This window comes from Aminobacter sp. HY435 (genome assembly GCF_027568395.1).
Lineage (GTDB): Bacteria > Pseudomonadota > Alphaproteobacteria > Rhizobiales > Rhizobiaceae > Aminobacter.
Genome location: NZ_JANKZL010000008.1, coordinates 128,533 through 143,299, shown reverse-complemented (window position 1 = coordinate 143,299; position 14,767 = coordinate 128,533). Strand labels below are relative to the sequence as shown.

Genomic DNA, 14,767 nt, shown 5'->3' with positions numbered 1-14,767 from the left:
AATTAGTATCGTATCAATACCAATCTTGCAATGCGTCGCCCTTGCTGCTATGCCCATTTTGTATCGACTCGATACCACTGGAGAGAAGCGATGAAACCGTTCCCATTCTGCGCAGCGGGCCTTGCCGTCGTCGGCCAGGTCGGCCTTGCCCAGGTCGCGCTTGCCCATGACATCACGAGCCCGGCCGACCCGGCCAGGCCCGCAGCCTTCGACATCACCGCCGCCAGCGCAACCACCGATGGACGCCTCGCCACTTTCGTGATGGAACTGGTGGGCGAGGCCGGCTCGGTCCTGCCCAAGGCGACCGGCAAGCTGCCTGGCGCGAAGGTCAACGCCTATGTCTGGCCCACGGGGTTCGACCCTTCCGTCGCTGGCTTTGCCGCGAAGTCGGGCATATTGGCGCTGGCGGTCACCGCCCATCCGGATTTCGATGACACGCCGCTGTTCGACGAAAACGCCGATGGCGACCCCGCCAATGATGGCGCCTCATGGCATTCGCACTGGGTCGTGCTCGGCAAGGACCAGGCCTGCGCCGCCGGCCTCAAGGTGCTCGACGTTTCCCCGGGAACGGACGTGCTGCCGGCCACCGCCCCGATGCTGCCTCTGGCGCTCGACAGCCCCGGCATGAGCCCGTCGCTCAAGGGCAAGGTCGCCAAGATCACCGTGCCGGTGAAAGGTGCGGATGCGGTCGCCTTTGACGCCGTCACCGCCGAACTGACCGTCAACGACGCAGGCAAGGCGCCGCTCCTGTGCGTCACCGGGGTCCACGACGTGGCCTCCGGCGATCTGTCGCTGCCTGGCAAGATCACGACCGCCAAGTAAGCTGCGGCAGGCCGGGACGCGGCGCCTGCCGCGTCCGGCTATTGCTCGCGCCCGCGTCGCATCCGCCACTCCAGCGCCCTGAGGCCGAGCGACAGCCCGACGGTCAGCAGCAGATAGACATAGGCGACGATCGAATAGGTCTCGAAGAAACGGAACGACCCGGAGGCATAGACCTTGGCCATCTGGGTGATGTCGGCGACGCCAAGCACCGAGACGAGCGAGGAATCCTTGACCATGGCGATGAAGTCGTTGCCATAGGGCGGCAGGATTGTCCTGAACGCCTGCGGCCAGACGATCAGGCGAAAACGCTGGTAGCGCGACAGCCCCAGCGCCTTGGCCGCCTCGATCTGGCCGATGTCGACGGCCTGGATGCCGGCGCGAAAGATTTCGGCGATGAACGACGAATAGGCAATCGTCAGCGCAATGATCGCCCGCCACAGCAGCGAGAAGTCGCGCACCTGCATCGGCTCGACCAGCCCTGCCGACTGCAGCGGGATGGTCACCCAGTTCCAGGCGAACACAAACGCCGGCGCGCCGACGAAGGCGATCCAGAACAGCAGCACCAGGATCGGCAGCCCGCGGATGATTTCGACATAGAAGCGCGCGATCTGGCGCAGCCATATCGAACCGGACAGCCCGAGCAGCGCGATGAACAGGCCGAGCGCCGAGGCAAGCGCAAAAGCGACAATCGTCACGAACAAGGTGACCCACAGCCCCTTGGTCAGCGTCGACAGTATCTGGCCGTAGACGTCGCTCGCGGCGATCGTCAGGGCGGCAGCGACGGCGATTGCCCCGGCGGCCACCAGCCACCAGGGAAAATCCGCCTTTGTGCCTGAACGGTATGACGGCGGCATTCAAAAAGCCTGCGGGCGCAAGGCGGCCCGGCCGCCGTGCGCGATCACTGGCCCATCTTGTAGTCGAGGAACCACTTCTTGTTCAGCGCATCGAGCGTGCCGTCAGCCTTCAGCGCGGCGATCGCGGCGTTGACCGGCGCGACCAGGTCCGAGCTCTTCTTGAAGATAAAGCCGAAGTCTTCGCTGCCCAGTGGCTCGCCAACCACCTTGAGCTTACCTTCCGAAGCATCGACATAGCCCTTCGCTGCGACGCTGTCTGTCAGCACCAGGTCGACGTCGCCCGCCTTCAGCGCCTGCACCGTCGCGCCGAAGGTCTCGAACAGCTTGATGCGCGGGTTCTGCTCGTTGCCGTCAAGCACCTCGTAGACCGCCGTATAGAATGGCGAGGTGCCCGGCTGCGCCGCGATCAGCCCGTCCTTGAACGCGCCGAAGCTCTTGGCGTCGGTGAAGCGGCTCTCGTCTGATCGCACCAGCATGAACTGCTGCGAGCGCATGTAGGGATCGGAGAAATCGACCTTCTCCTTGCGGTCGTCCTTGATGGTGATGCCGGTCATACCGATCTGGTACTGGCCGTCCGAGACCGCCTGGATCATCGCGTCCCACGAGGTGTTCTGGTACTCGACCTTGAAGTTGAGACGCTTGGCGATCTCGTCCATGGCGTCATATTCCCAGCCGATCTGCTTGCCGCTCTTGGGATCGACGAACTGCAGCGGCGGGTAGGCGTTCTCGGTCACCACCACCACCGTCTTACCGCCGAGATCCGGCAGCGTCTGGGCCATTGCGGCGAGCGGCATTAGCACCACGGCCAGCGCGCCGGCGAGCGTCAGCTTGAAGTTCTTCATCATCGGGTTCCCCAAAATATCCGAGACCGGCAACCGGTCGATTGCGCGAGACTTTAGCCGTCCCGGACATGCTTGCAAGCCGGCGCGATGTCATGGCGGGGGAAGAATTTGGAATCTTGTGCTCAAACGAAAAAGGGCGACCCGAGGGCCGCCCTTTCGAAATCCAACGTGGCGCAGATTATTCTGCGCTGGCCTCTGCGGCGGCTGCTGCCTCTGCGGCGGCCTTCTTCTCGGCGGCTTCCTGAGCGGCCTTCTCGGCTGCCAGCGCCTGGGCGGCCGCGACCTTCTCGGCCTCGATGCGGGCCTTCTCGGCGTTTGCTGCTTCGCGCTCGGCGTCGTTCAGCTTGCGGGCGCGGACGCTGGTGTTCTCGACGATACGAGCCGACTTACCGCGACGGTCGCGCAGGTAGTACAGCTTGGCGCGACGCACCTTGCCGCGGCGAACGATTTCGACGCCCTCGATCATCGGCGAGTAAACCGGGAACACGCGTTCCACGCCTTCGCCATAGGAGATCTTGCGGACGGTGAAGTTTTCCTGGAAGCCAGCGCCGGCACGGGCGATCACGACGCCTTCATAGGCCTGGACGCGGGTACGCGAACCTTCGGTGACGCGAACCAGAACGCGAACGGTGTCGCCGGACTGGAATTCGGGAAGCGTGCGCTTGGCTTCGATCTTGGCGGCCTGTTCGGCCTCGAGCTGACGGATGATGTCCATCGTAGTTACCTCTTCTTGTTCGTTCCGACAGCCAGAGCGCCCTACGCTCGCCTCGCAGTCGCATGGACCGCTCGGTTATGCCAGTTCTTGCTTTCGCTCGAAAAGGCAGGGGCGACTACACCGTCACTATTGACGGGTCCGGTCGATTTTTTCGTCCGGTCGGGCCGGCACATAGCGCTATTTCGGCCATTTGTCACGCCTCATCGGCCGCTTTTTTGCAGCTGTTGCGTGTAGCGCGAGCTTTTCGACCGGCCGCCCTGTCATTTGGACCAGAACGCATGCTTCGGCAAGCCACGGGTTGCGTCGCGCGCCGCAGCTTCCTAAACGGCAGGCGCAATCCCAAGCGCAGGCAGCCGAAGTGACCCTAGCAACCGTCGCCATCCTCTTTCTCGCCGGCTTCCTGTCGGGCGTCGTCAACGCCATCGCCGGCGGCGGCACGTTCCTCACCTTCGGCGCCATGACGATGATCGGCGTCCCGCCGATCTCGGCCAACGCCACCTCGTCGATCGCCCAGTTTCCCGGCTATATCACCTCGACCTGGGCCTATCTGGCCGACATCAAACGCATGTGGCGCGGCGCGCTGGCCTTCGCCGTCATCTCCGCCATCGGCGCGCTTTGCGGCTCGCTCCTGCTGCTGTCTCTCGACAATGTCTCGTTCGGCGCGCTCGTCCCCTGGCTGCTGCTCGCCGCCACTGCCCTGTTCGCCGCCGGTCCATGGCTGCGCCCGAAGAAGCTTGCGGAACGTCCAGAGGGTGCACCCTCGTCGCGTGCCGGCCGTGCCGTCCAGTTCTTCACCTCGATCTATGGCGGCTTCTTCGGCGCCGGCATGGGCGTGATGATGCTGGCCACCCTCGGCCTCACCGAAGGCGGCGACTACCATCGCCTCAACGCTCTCAAGAATATGCTGTCGATCGTCATCGCAGCGGTGGCCATCGTCATCTTCGCTTCCGGCGGCGTGGTCACTTGGGCGGCCGCCGCCGCCATGGTGCCTGGCGTCGCGCTCGGCGGCTACGCCGGCGTCTGGCTCGCCCGCCGCGTCCCCCAGGTCATCGTCCGCGCCTTCGTCATCGCGGTCGGCATTTTCCTGGCGCTTTACTACTTCTCGAAGGGCTGAGACGCCGCCGCTTCTCCCTTCTCCCCGTTCACGGGGAGAAGGTGCCGGCAGGCGGGTGAGGGGCGGCGCGAACGCCTATTGCTTCTTCTCCACCCGCGATGCCCATAGATCCGGCCGCCGCGCCTTGGTCAGCTTCTCGGCTTCCGCCCGCCGCCACTTGGCGATCTTGCCGTGATTGCCCGACGTCAGCACGTCGGGAATGGCCCTGCCCTCGAATTCCTGAGGCCGGGTGTAATGCGGATGCTCGAGCAACCCGCCTTCGAAGCTCTCCTCGTCGCCCGATACGTCGTTGCCCATCACGCCGGGCAACAGCCGCACCACCGCGTCGAGCAGCACCAGTGCTGCCGGCTCGCCGCCGGAGAGAATGAAATCGCCGACTGAAATCTCTTCCAGCTCGCGCGCGTCGATCACCCGCTGGTCGACGCCCTCGAAGCGGCCGCACAGGATCACCGCGCCCGGCCCCGCGGCAAGCTCGCGCACGCGCTCCTGCGTCAGCGGCTTGCCGCGCGGGCTCATCAGGATGCGCGGGCGCGCATCGCCCTCGGGAGACGCATGGTCAATGGCCTTGGCCAGGATGTCGGCGCGCATCACCATGCCGGCCCCGCCGCCAGCCGGCGTGTCGTCGACAGTGCGGTGCTTGTCGGTGGCGAAATCGCGGATCTGCACCGCCTCTAGCGCCCAGTCGCCACGCTCCATCGCCCGCCCCGCCAGTGACACCCCCAGCGCGCCCGGAAACATCTCCGGATACAAGGTGAGCACCGTTGCGCGGAACATCAGCGATTGCCCCCGGCGTCCTTCGGGCCGCGCGGGCGCTTGTCGAACTCGCCATCCGAGGGCGCGTTTTCGTCGTCTTCGTCATCGACCAGCCCGGCCGCCACCGTATCGATGGCCACGAAACCGCCAGCGATATCGACAACCGGCACCGCGGCTTGCGTGAACGGGATCAGCACGCCCTTGCGGCCCTGATACTGGATTTCAAGAATATCGCCGCCGCCGTAATTCTGCACGGCAAACACCTTGCCGACCGACTCGCCGTTTTCGTCACGGACGACAAGTCCAACGAGGTCGGTGTGATAGAACTCGCCCTCCTCGCCATCGTCGGGCAGCGCCGAGCGGTCGACGAAGAGCTCCGTGCCGGTCAGGGCCTCGGCAGCGTTGCGGTCGGTCACGTTCTTGAAGCGCACCACGACCACCTCGTTGGCCGGGCGGATCGCGGCGATCTCGAAGGCGCGTCCATCCTTGGCGTAGAGGGGCCCATAGTCGGCCAGGGCCAGCGGATCGCCGGTAAAGGTCTTGACGCGCAACTCGCCCTTGATGCCGTGGGCGGCGCCGATCACGGCCATCTGGATAGGATTTTCGAGTTTGGCCATCGCCTGCGCTTCACCGGTTGCTAACTTCGCTCAGTCATCACTGACTTATTCAATCGGACCCGCGCTGCCAATGCAGGAATTCCTCATCTCGGCAAAACCAGACCTGCAGCAGGCCCGCGAGGGCTGGCTCAAGGCGCTTTCGGGCGAACGCCGGTTGTCGGCGCTGACTGTCGACGCCTACGAACGCGACACGCGCCAGTTCCTGCAGTTTCTCACCGGCCATTGTGGCGGCCCACCCGGCATTTCCGACATCAGCGACCTGCGCCCGGCCGACCTGCGCGGTTTCCTGGCGGCGCGCCGCGCCGATGGCGCCGGTGCCCGCACGCTCGGGCGCGGCCTCGCCGGCGTCCGTTCGCTGCTCCGCTTCCTCGAACGCAAGGGCCTGGTCAACGCGGCCGGTTCCGCCGCCCTGCGCGCGCCAAGGCAGCCGAAATCGCTGCCCAAGCCGCTGACCGCCGTCGACGCCAAGCGCGTCGTCTCATCCGGCGAACAACTCGCCGAGGAACCCTGGATCGCCGCGCGCAACGCCGCAGTCCTGACCCTGTTGTACGGCTCGGGCCTGCGCATTTCCGAGGCACTCGGCCTGTCGGGGACCGCGCTCACCTCGCCCGGGGATGCGGTGCTGCGGGTCACCGGCAAGGGCGGCAAGACGCGCCTGGTGCCGGTCCTGCCGGTGGCGCTTGCGGCCGTCGCCGAATACCGCAAGCTTTGCCCCTACCATCTCGACGCCGACGGCGCGCTGTTTCGCGGCGCGCGTGGCGGCCAGCTCGATCCGGCGATCATCCAGCGCGAAATGCGCAAGATGCGTTCGGCCTTGAACCTGCCCGACACCGCGACGCCGCATGCGCTGCGCCATTCCTTCGCCACCCATCTGCTCGGCCGCGGTGGCGACCTCAGGACCATCCAGGAACTGCTCGGCCACGCCTCCCTGTCGACCACCCAGATCTACACCGGCGTCGACACCGCCCGCCTCCTTGATATCTACGAGGCCGCCCACCCGCGTGCCTGACTCTTCACGTCAATTGTCGCTGCGGCATTAACCGTTTTGCCGTTTTTGGGCGCTACACCAAGGCCATGAAACGCCTCGTCGCCATCGCCGATCGTGCCGCTCCGACCGCGCTGAAACTGGTTGCGGCCTTCAACGTGCTGTTTGTCATCGCCTTCTTTGTCGTGGCCTTGCTGCTCTCCGGCAAGGCCCGCGCCGAAGCACCTGCCTGCACCGGCGTCGACATGCTGGCCGAGTTGGCCAACAACGACCCCGCTTTGCTCAAGACGATCGAGGAAGAGGCGCGCAAGACGCTCAATGGCGAGGGCCTGCTTTGGAAGCTCGAGAAGCCCGGCCAGAGGCCATCCTGGTTGTACGGCACCATGCACGTCACCGACCCGCGCGTCACGACCCTTGAGCCGGCTGCGCAGAAAGCCTTTGACGGCGCGCACACGCTGGTCATGGAAACGACCGACGTCCTCGACCCCAAGGCGATGATGGCATCGCTGATGAAGCAGCCCGAACTGATGATGTTCACCGACGCGACCACGCTGCCGTCGCTGCTGTCGCCGGAGGACGCCAAGATCGTCAACGCAGCGCTTGAAGCGCGCGGCATTCCCGCCGCCAGCATCGTCAGGATGAAGCCCTGGATGCTGTCGTCGATGGTGGCCCTGCCTGCATGCGAACTGAACCGCAAGGCAAGCGGCGCGCCGGTGCTGGATATCCTCCTCGCCCAGCAGGCCAAGGCGGCCGGCAAGCAGGTCAAGGGACTGGAGACGGCAGCCGACCAGCTATCGGCGATGGCCTCGCTGCCCATGGAGTTTCATATCCAGGGCCTGGTCGAGACCCTCAAGCTTGGCAGCCGCATGGACGACGTCATCGAGACCATGGTGGTGCTCTACCAGCGCGGCGACACCGGCATGTTCTGGCCGCTGGTGCGCAATGTACTGCCCTCCGGCGCCTCGGACGATTCGGGTTACGCTGCCTTCGAGGAAGCCATGGTCACCACCCGCAACAAGACCATGGCCGAGCGCGCCGCCCCCATCCTCGACCAGGGCGATGTCTTCATGGCCGTCGGCGCCATGCATCTGCCGGGACCTGACGGTCTCGTCGAGCTGTTCCGCAAGGCCGGCTACACCGTGAGCGTCGGCGACCGCTAGCTGTCCTGTCGCGCCACGCGCGCCAGCATCGCCGGCACGATCACCCTGTGAAACGGCATTTGCGTAGAGCCATCAGCCCGGAGCGGCCTTCGATGCTGCCGCCACGACAGACCAATGCCCATCTTGCCGCTGCGCCGCGCGGCGAAACGCCGCCACCAAAACATCCTGAGCGGATTTTTGGGCCGGATTGAAACCGAAACGCATTTCGCGCGTTGATTGTCATGTTCACGCAATCATTGCGGAGCGCAGCTGAGGGAGATCTCAATGGTGAACAATCCAGATCCGAGCCGCCCACCGGCCAAGCAATCGGGCATGGGTAACACCTGGCTGATTGCCATCATCGTGGTGATACTTGCAGCCTTGGCCTACTACATGTTCGGAAGAACATCGGAAGCCCCCGCCCCGGCAGAACCGCCGGCGGCAACGACGCCGGCGCCTGCGCCGGCAGAACCGGCCCCAGCCCCTTCGGGCACCATGGCTCCCGCACCGGCTGAACCTGCCCCTGCAACGCCCGCTCCTGCCGAGCCGGCAACCCCGGCGCCAGCGGAACCGGCAGCGCCTGCCGGCGGCACCACGGCTCCTGCACCGGCAGCACCGGCCAACTAAGATCGAAGTCCAAAAATGCAAACGGCCCGCTCATCGAGCGGGCCGTTTCGTATCCGGGCGCTGCGCTCCTACATGTGGATCGGCTTGAAGAAGGTGGCGAGCGCTGCTTCCTTGACCGCCTCCGACATGGTCGGATGCGCATGGCAGGTACGGCCGAGATCTTCCGACGAGCCGCCGAATTCCATCAGCACCGCCGCCTCGTGGATCATCTCGCCGGCGCCGAAGCCGACGATCTGGACGCCCAATACCTTGTCGCTGTCCTTGTCGGCCAAAACCTTGACGAAGCCATCCGTGTGCAGCATGGCGCGGGCGCGGCCATTGGCCGTGAACGGGAACTTGCCCACCTTGTAGGCGACGCCGGCCTTCTTCAGCTCTTCTTCGGTCTTGCCGACGGAGGCGACTTCCGGGCTGGTGTAGACCACGCCGGGGATGACATCGTAGTTCACATGGCCGGCCTGGCCGGCGATGATCTCGGCAACCGCCACGCCTTCGTCTTCGGCCTTGTGCGCCAGCATCGGGCCGACGACCACGTCGCCGATGGCATAGATGCCAGCGATGTTGGTGCGCAGGTGGCCGTCGGTCTTGACCCGGCCGCGCTCGTCCATCTCGACACCGGCTTCCTTCAGGCCGAGGCCGTCGGTGTAGGGACGTCGGCCGGTGGCGACCAGCACGACGTCGGCCTCGATCGTTTCGGCGGCACCGCCCTTCACGGGCTCGAAGGTCACCGTCGCGCCCTTCTTGGCCTTGGCGACATCAGTCACCTTGGAGCCGAGCTTGAACTCGAAGCCTTGCTTGGCCAGCATGCGCTGGAACTGCTTGGCGACGTCGCCGTCCATGCCGCCCAGGATGGTGTCGAGATACTCGACCACGGTCACCTTGGCGCCGAGGCGCGCCCACACCGAGCCCAGTTCGAGGCCGATGACGCCGCCGCCGACCACCACCAGATGCCCGGGCACCTTCTCAAGCGACAGGCCGCCGGTCGAGGAGATGATCACCTTCTCGTCGAAGGCGACGCCGACGCCCGGAATGCCGGCGACGTCGGAGCCCGTGGCGATGACGATGTTCTTGGTCTCGAGCTCCTGGGTCTTGCCGTCGGCGCCCGTCACGCCGACCTTGCCGGCGCCCAGCACCTTGCCGGTGCCCTGGAAGCTGTCGATCTTGTTCTTCTTGAACAGGAACGACACGCCATTGACGTTGGCGGCTACGGTCGCATCCTTGTGCGCCATCATCTTGGTCAGGTTCATCTTCGGCGTGCCGACCTCGACGCCGAGCGCGTCGAAGGAATGCTGCGCCTCGGCCAGCATTTCCGACGCATGCAGCAGCGCCTTGGAGGGAATGCAGCCGATGTTGAGGCAGGTGCCGCCGAAGGTCGCGTTCTTCTCGACCACGGCCACCTTCAAGCCAAGCTGTGCTGCCTTGATGGCGCACACATAGCCGCCGGGGCCTGATCCGATTACGACGACGTCATATGCCATTGTCCTGTCCTTCTTGCCTTGGGGCGGTCAACGGCCGCCGCTCACGTTCAAAATCGAGCCCGTCGTATATGATGCCTCATCCGACAAAAGCCAGATGACGGCATGGGCAACTTCTTGTGCTTTGCCTTCGCGTTTCATCGGCACGAGGCCGCGAATGGCTGCAACCCGGTCCGGCTGTCCGCCGGACGCGTGGATTTCGGTATCGATGATGCCGGGACGCACCGCATTGACGCGCACGCCCTCGGTCGCGACTTCCTTGGCCAGCCCTATGGTCAAGGTGTCGATCGCGCCCTTGGAGGCGGCATAGTCGACATACTCGCCGGGCGAGCCGAGCGAGGCCGCCGCCGACGAGATGTTGACGATGGCGCCACCCGCGCCACCGCGCAGGCTCGACATGCGCTTGACCGCCTCGCGGGCGCACAGGATCGAGCCTATGACGTTGATGCGCATCATGCGCTCGAGCCGGGCGACGCTCATCTCGTCGACGCGCGCCTTCATGTCGACGACGCCGGCATTGTTGACGAAGGCGTCGAGCCGGCCGTAGGTCCGGTCGACCTCGGCGAACATGGCCAGCACGTCGGCCTCATTGCCGACATCGCCCTTGATGGCGATCGCCTCGCCGCCGGCAGCCTTCAGTTCCGCCACCAGCTCGTTTGCCGCTGCATCGTTCGACACGTAGCTGAACGCCACGCGATAGCCGGCCCCGGCCGCCAGCCTGCAAATGGCAGCGCCGATGCCGCGGCTGCCGCCGGTCACCAAGAGTACTTTCCCCCGGGCGCTCATTCCTGGCACCCCTTCAGCTCGAAAACGTCCCACGGCACCTTGGAAAAGCCGTCGGGGCCATAGGCTGCGGACGACCTCAAGCCATGGCCGAGATCGGAGAAGATCAGCTTCTTCGGCGCTGCCGCAGCGATGCGCTCGCGCGGCAAAAGCCCGACATTGCCCTGCTCGTCGACGCTGTAGATCACGCCCTGCCACACCGTGCAGGCCTCGATCTCCTCGCCGGTCACGTCGCCTTCCGGGCACTGGTGCATCAGCATGCCGTTCGGCCGGGCCACGTCCTGCGACCACATCACCACGCCGTCGAGCACGACATCGTTGTCGAGCACCATCTTGAAGCTGTTGGTGACGGTTGCCGATTCCAGCGTCGGCTGGAAGTCGATCTCAGCTGCCCCTTCGCGCTCGCCATAGACGGCGAGCTCGATCGGGCAGGCGGCATCGGCCGGCGTCGCCGACAGAACCGCAAGAGCCGTGGTGAACGCCGCTAGCCGCATCAGCCGGCCTGCGTCGTTGCGAGCTTGATGCCAAGCCCGATGAAGATCATGCCGGTCGCCTTGTTGAACCAGCGGCCCCAGGCAACGAAGCGCTCGCGCACCGACGCCATGGTGAAGAACATCGACACGCCGACGAACCACGCGATCAGCACCACGGCCATCAACAGGCCATAGACGCCCTTCACGGCGGCCGGCGTCTGATGGCTGACCATCGCCGTGAAAAGCGGCAGGAAAAACAGCACCGCCTTTGGGTTCAGCGCATTGGTGACGAAGCCCGTCAGGAAGCAGCGTGCAGCCGAGACCTGCTTCGCCGGCTCGGTTCCCTCAGGCACATCGAGCGACACCGTCTCCATCGGCCCGGCGCGCAGCGCCTTGATGCCGAGATAGACGAGATAGGCCGCACCGGCCCATTTCAGCAGCGAAAACACCAGCAGCGATTTCGACACGATCAGGCCGATGCCCAGGATGGTGTAGCTGACATGGAACAGCAGCGACACGCCGATGCCGACACTGGTGATGATGGCGGCGCGGCGGCCATGCACCACGCTCTGGCGCACGACCATGACGAAGTCGGCGCCCGGCATGACCATCAGCACGGCGAAGACGGCCATCAGTCCGGCAAACTCGAAAGCGTATTGCGTCATGCCTTTTGATCCTTCGCCGGCGCGCCCAGGCTGGCATTGCCCAAGGGCGCGTTGAACGCCCAGACATGGCCGAACGGATCCTGGATCTTGGCGTAGCGGGCGCCCCAGAACATGTCGTCGGGCTCCATGACAGCCTTCGCGCCTGCCGCTACCGCGCGCTCGACCGCCTGGTCGACTTGCCCGGGCAGCTTCAAATTGATGTTGACGGTCATGCTTGCGCCGCCACGGCTCAGGGGCGACAGCACGTCGTCACCGAATTCGGGAAACTCGTCGTGCAGCATCACCTCGCTGCCGAACATCGCGAGGTTCGCATGCAGCACGCGAAGCCCGTCATCGGCCATCTGCTCGAAGGTCTCGACCGCGTCGAATGCTCTTTCGTAGAAGGCGATCGCCTCCTTGCCGCCCTTGACGCAGAGATGCACCTGGATCGGGGGAATGTCGGGTTCGAAAGCCATGCGACCGTCTCGTTTCGGTTTCTTCAGGCAGCGATGTTACGTCATAAGCCGCACGACCATCAGGACCAGCCCCGCGATCGAAACGAACCAGACGAGCGTACGCAGCACGGGAACGCCGGCCACGTACAGGAAGGCATAGACAACGCGGGCGACGATCCACATCACGGCGCCCACGGCACCCAGCTCGCCCGTCTTGCCAGTCACCGCCAGCGCCAGTGCAAGCGCGATGAAGGCGGGATAGGTCTCCAGCATGTTGTTGAGCGACCGGATCAGACGCCCTGAAACGATGCTTTTTGGCGCGCGGCCGTCGTCGCGCGAACTGAGCAGGTACTTGATGCTGAAATCGCCCGACAGGTCGAGCGAAAGCGCCTGCACCAGTATGTGCACGAGCAGCAGCACGACACTCCAGCCCAGGACCCAGATTTCAGTCGACGCTGCAGCGGCTTCCATCAGCCCTCGCCAAAGCCCGAGCAAACGTCCATCGGGGATATCTCCAGTTCAAAAGCCATCGCTCTCAACTCAAAACATGATCTGCGAGGCTGTTGTCCGCTATCCAGACAGCGGCCAGGAAACAGCCAGCATCCCCGTTCCTTGCAACAATCTCACCAACGACAGTAAACCCGCGGCTATGCAGGCGTCGGCACGGGCTCAGCGAACAGTTACGACAACATCGATCTCATGAATATCGCCCGTGCTGTAATGTACGCGAATCTTCAGCACATCCTTTCCAGTAAACCCGGGCTCCGGTGTATACTGAATCGTTGTACCGGACACGATCAGCGATCTGCATTTATAGTACGGGTCTCGCGCATGTTTGCTCGATAGCTTGATCTTTCCGCGTCCGACTCTGGTTTTTCCATGCTTCGGGGGTGACACCACCTTTGCGGCTGGAAATGCACGAACACTGCAATCCCGATTGGCGTCCCAGTGTTCGGCGACGACGAATGTGCGGCCTTTCGAAGTTGATTTGTTCCATTTGAGGTGGGTTGTTTTCGCCTCTGCGCCGTTGAGCGTGAATGCCAAAAGCAACGCCGCCAAGGTTGCGCCCAAAAGTTGCGACAACTTCCTCAATTCCGCCCCCTCATATCTCAGCCAAGCTCAGGTTCGCCGCAGCTTGGCCAAGATTACATCGCACGACTGCCCACGCGAACGCGCGAACAGTAGGGCTGGATGTCTTAAAGGTCCAGCACCAGGCGTTCCGGATCTTCCAGGCTGTCCTTGACCCGCACCAGGAAGGTCACGGCTTCCTTGCCGTCGACGATGCGGTGATCGTAGGACAGCGCGAGATACATCATCGGACGGATGACGATCTGGCCGCCGACCACGACCGGTCGGTCCTGGATCTTGTGCATGCCCAGGATGCCAGACTGCGGCGCATTCAGGATCGGCGTCGACATCAGCGAACCGTAGACGCCGCCGTTCGAGATGGTGAAGGTGCCGCCCTGCATGTCGGCGACCGACAGCTTGCCATCGCGCGCGGCGACGCCGAGACGGCCGATTTCCTTCTCGATCTCGGCGATCGACATCTGGTCGGCATCGCGCACGACGGGAACCACCAGGCCCTTGTCCGTTCCGACGGCGACGCCGACATGGGCGAAGTTCTTGTAGATGATGTCGGTGCCGTCGATCTCTGCGTTGACGGCCGGGATTTCCTTCAGCGCATGCGTCACCGCCTTGGTGAAGAAGCCCATGAAACCTAGCTTCACGCCATGCTTCTTCTCGAAGATGTCCTTGTACTTCGAACGCAGCGACATCACCGCGCTCATGTCCACCTCGTTGAAGGTGGTCAGCATGGCAGCCGTCGACTGCGCTTCCTTGAGGCGGCGGGCAATCGTCTGGCGCAGCTTGGTCATGCGCACGCGTTCTTCACGCGGTGCATCTTCAGTGCTCGACGGAGCGCGGGCGGCGGCCGGTGCGGCGGGAACCGAAGCCGGAGCCGAAACGCCCTTGGCGATGGCGTCGAGCACGTCGCCCTTCAGCACCTGGCCGCGCTTGCCCGAACCCGCAATCTGGTCGACCGCGATGTTGGCCTCGGCGAGCAGCTTGGCAGCGGCAGGAGCCGGCGGCATCTTGCGCTCTTCGATGGCCGGTGCGCCGGCGACGGCGGCGGTCTGCGCCACGGCCTCCTTGACGGTCGACGCAGCGTTCGGGGACGATGCCTGGGCAACCGCCCCGGGCTTGGTGGCCGGCGCGCCTGCGCCAGCGTCGATCATGCCGAGCAGCGCGGCGACACCGACGGTGTCGCCTTCCTTGACGGTCTGTTCGGAGAGCACGCCAGCGCTAGGTGCCGGCACTTCGATCGTGACCTTGTCGGTCTCGAGCTCGACCAGGGGTTCGTCAGCGGCAATCGCATCGCCAACCTGCTTGAACCACTTGCCGATGGTTGCCTCGGAAACGGATTCGCCGAGGGTGGGGACACGGATTTCGGTAGCCATTTTTTGCCTGTCCGTT

Annotated in this window: 18 protein-coding genes; 5 read left to right on the top strand and 13 right to left on the bottom strand. The window is 64.7% G+C overall.

The features are described 5' to 3' along the window. The first annotated feature begins 90 nt into the window (after positions 1–90). Positions 91–822, top strand: a complete 732-nt coding sequence (locus PCJ21_RS13435; protein WP_269931919.1) for a hypothetical protein — start codon at positions 91–93, stop codon at positions 820–822. A 38-nt stretch (positions 823–860) separates the two neighbouring features. Here PCJ21_RS13435 and PCJ21_RS13430 read toward each other — a convergent pair whose 3' ends face one another. From PCJ21_RS13430 to rplS, 3 genes are all read right to left on the bottom strand, one after another. After that, positions 861–1,676 carry an amino acid ABC transporter permease gene (locus tag PCJ21_RS13430; protein WP_269931918.1) on the bottom strand — a complete coding sequence of 272 codons (816 nt, stop codon included), beginning with the start codon at positions 1,674–1,676 and terminating at the stop codon, positions 861–863. A gap of 44 nt (positions 1,677–1,720) precedes the next feature. After that, entirely contained in the window at positions 1,721–2,518 is a 798-nt protein-coding gene (locus tag PCJ21_RS13425; RefSeq protein WP_442866010.1) for a transporter substrate-binding domain-containing protein, read from the bottom strand. Positions 2,519–2,696: 178 nt separating this feature from the next. Then, positions 2,697–3,233: a 50S ribosomal protein L19 gene (rplS, locus tag PCJ21_RS13420; RefSeq protein WP_269931917.1), complete on the bottom strand. Its 537-nt coding sequence runs from the start codon at positions 3,231–3,233 to the stop codon at positions 2,697–2,699. Positions 3,234–3,591: 358 nt separating this feature from the next. Here rplS and PCJ21_RS13415 point away from each other — a divergent pair, with 358 nt between their 5' ends. Then, positions 3,592–4,347, top strand: a complete 756-nt coding sequence (locus tag PCJ21_RS13415; RefSeq protein WP_269931916.1) for a sulfite exporter TauE/SafE family protein — start codon at positions 3,592–3,594, stop codon at positions 4,345–4,347. Between the two features lie 75 nt (positions 4,348–4,422). On the opposite strand, the gene trmD is transcribed toward PCJ21_RS13415, so the two are convergent. Both trmD and rimM read right to left on the bottom strand, forming a co-directional pair. Further along, complete coding sequence (trmD, locus tag PCJ21_RS13410) at positions 4,423–5,124, bottom strand: tRNA (guanosine(37)-N1)-methyltransferase TrmD (protein WP_269932047.1); 702 nt, start codon at positions 5,122–5,124, stop codon at positions 4,423–4,425. Beyond that, on the bottom strand, positions 5,121–5,717 hold the full coding sequence (gene rimM, locus PCJ21_RS13405) for a ribosome maturation factor RimM (protein ID WP_269931915.1): 597 nt from the start codon (positions 5,715–5,717) through the stop codon (positions 5,121–5,123). The genes trmD and rimM overlap by 4 nt, the downstream gene beginning before the upstream one ends. A gap of 70 nt (positions 5,718–5,787) precedes the next feature. Between rimM and PCJ21_RS13400 the strand changes: the two genes are divergently transcribed. The 3 genes from PCJ21_RS13400 (at position 5,788) to PCJ21_RS13390 (ending at position 8,468) form a co-directional block, all read left to right on the top strand. Continuing rightward, positions 5,788–6,726, top strand: coding sequence for a tyrosine recombinase XerC (locus PCJ21_RS13400; RefSeq protein ID WP_269931914.1), 939 nt, complete (start codon positions 5,788–5,790; stop codon positions 6,724–6,726). A gap of 65 nt (positions 6,727–6,791) precedes the next feature. Beyond that, the gene (locus PCJ21_RS13395) at positions 6,792–7,862 is read left to right on the top strand and encodes a TraB/GumN family protein (protein WP_269931913.1); all 1,071 of its coding nucleotides are present in this window, start codon (positions 6,792–6,794) and stop codon (positions 7,860–7,862) included. Between the two features lie 264 nt (positions 7,863–8,126). Next, positions 8,127–8,468: a hypothetical protein gene (locus PCJ21_RS13390; protein WP_269931912.1), complete on the top strand. Its 342-nt coding sequence runs from the start codon at positions 8,127–8,129 to the stop codon at positions 8,466–8,468. Between the two features lie 68 nt (positions 8,469–8,536). Here PCJ21_RS13390 and lpdA read toward each other — a convergent pair whose 3' ends face one another. The 8 genes from lpdA to odhB form a co-directional block, all read right to left on the bottom strand. After that, positions 8,537–9,943, bottom strand: a complete 1,407-nt coding sequence (lpdA, locus tag PCJ21_RS13385; RefSeq protein ID WP_269931911.1) for a dihydrolipoyl dehydrogenase — start codon at positions 9,941–9,943, stop codon at positions 8,537–8,539. Between the two features lie 27 nt (positions 9,944–9,970). Further along, entirely contained in the window at positions 9,971–10,726 is a 756-nt protein-coding gene (locus tag PCJ21_RS13380) for an SDR family oxidoreductase (RefSeq protein ID WP_269931910.1), read from the bottom strand. Further along, entirely contained in the window at positions 10,723–11,217 is a 495-nt protein-coding gene (locus PCJ21_RS13375; RefSeq protein ID WP_269931909.1) for a hypothetical protein, read from the bottom strand. Before PCJ21_RS13375 ends, PCJ21_RS13380 begins: the two co-directional genes overlap by 4 nt. Next, positions 11,217–11,861 (bottom strand): LysE family transporter, encoded by a 645-nt coding sequence (locus tag PCJ21_RS13370; RefSeq protein WP_269931908.1) that lies wholly within the window; start codon positions 11,859–11,861, stop codon positions 11,217–11,219. Before PCJ21_RS13370 ends, PCJ21_RS13375 begins: the two co-directional genes overlap by 1 nt. Continuing rightward, positions 11,858–12,316, bottom strand: a complete 459-nt coding sequence (locus PCJ21_RS13365; protein ID WP_269931907.1) for a VOC family protein — start codon at positions 12,314–12,316, stop codon at positions 11,858–11,860. Before PCJ21_RS13365 ends, PCJ21_RS13370 begins: the two co-directional genes overlap by 4 nt. Positions 12,317–12,352: 36 nt before the next feature. After that, the gene (locus PCJ21_RS13360; protein ID WP_269931906.1) at positions 12,353–12,766 is read right to left on the bottom strand and encodes an MAPEG family protein; all 414 of its coding nucleotides are present in this window, start codon (positions 12,764–12,766) and stop codon (positions 12,353–12,355) included. A 198-nt stretch (positions 12,767–12,964) separates the two neighbouring features. Further along, entirely contained in the window at positions 12,965–13,387 is a 423-nt protein-coding gene (locus tag PCJ21_RS13355; RefSeq protein ID WP_269931905.1) for a hypothetical protein, read from the bottom strand. Between the two features lie 104 nt (positions 13,388–13,491). Next, positions 13,492–14,751, bottom strand: coding sequence for a 2-oxoglutarate dehydrogenase complex dihydrolipoyllysine-residue succinyltransferase (gene odhB / locus PCJ21_RS13350; RefSeq protein WP_269931904.1), 1,260 nt, complete (start codon positions 14,749–14,751; stop codon positions 13,492–13,494). Between the last annotated feature and the right edge of the window lie 16 nt (positions 14,752–14,767).

Bases quoted from the DNA above. Each gene is read 5' to 3' on its own strand.
- rimM (WP_269931915.1), bottom strand. From the start codon at position 5,717: ATGGCCAAACTCGAAAATCCTATCCAGATGGCCGTGATCGGCGCCGCC.
- PCJ21_RS13430 (WP_269931918.1), bottom strand. From the start codon at position 1,676: ATGCCGCCGTCATACCGTTCAGGCACAAAGGCGGATTTTCCCTGGTGG.
- rplS (WP_269931917.1), bottom strand. From the start codon at position 3,233: ATGGACATCATCCGTCAGCTCGAGGCCGAACAGGCCGCCAAGATCGAA.
- PCJ21_RS13390 (WP_269931912.1), top strand. From the start codon at position 8,127: ATGGTGAACAATCCAGATCCGAGCCGCCCACCGGCCAAGCAATCGGGC.
- PCJ21_RS13425 (WP_442866010.1), bottom strand. From the start codon at position 2,518: ATGAAGAACTTCAAGCTGACGCTCGCCGGCGCGCTGGCCGTGGTGCTA.
- PCJ21_RS13435 (WP_269931919.1), top strand. From the start codon at position 91: ATGAAACCGTTCCCATTCTGCGCAGCGGGCCTTGCCGTCGTCGGCCAG.
- PCJ21_RS13375 (WP_269931909.1), bottom strand. From the start codon at position 11,217: ATGCGGCTAGCGGCGTTCACCACGGCTCTTGCGGTTCTGTCGGCGACG.
- PCJ21_RS13370 (WP_269931908.1), bottom strand. From the start codon at position 11,861: ATGACGCAATACGCTTTCGAGTTTGCCGGACTGATGGCCGTCTTCGCC.
- PCJ21_RS13395 (WP_269931913.1), top strand. From the start codon at position 6,792: ATGAAACGCCTCGTCGCCATCGCCGATCGTGCCGCTCCGACCGCGCTG.
- PCJ21_RS13400 (WP_269931914.1), top strand. From the start codon at position 5,788: ATGCAGGAATTCCTCATCTCGGCAAAACCAGACCTGCAGCAGGCCCGC.
- lpdA (WP_269931911.1), bottom strand. From the start codon at position 9,943: ATGGCATATGACGTCGTCGTAATCGGATCAGGCCCCGGCGGCTATGTG.
- PCJ21_RS13360 (WP_269931906.1), bottom strand. From the start codon at position 12,766: ATGGAAGCCGCTGCAGCGTCGACTGAAATCTGGGTCCTGGGCTGGAGT.
- PCJ21_RS13365 (WP_269931907.1), bottom strand. From the start codon at position 12,316: ATGGCTTTCGAACCCGACATTCCCCCGATCCAGGTGCATCTCTGCGTC.
- odhB (WP_269931904.1), bottom strand. From the start codon at position 14,751: ATGGCTACCGAAATCCGTGTCCCCACCCTCGGCGAATCCGTTTCCGAG.
- PCJ21_RS13380 (WP_269931910.1), bottom strand. From the start codon at position 10,726: ATGAGCGCCCGGGGGAAAGTACTCTTGGTGACCGGCGGCAGCCGCGGC.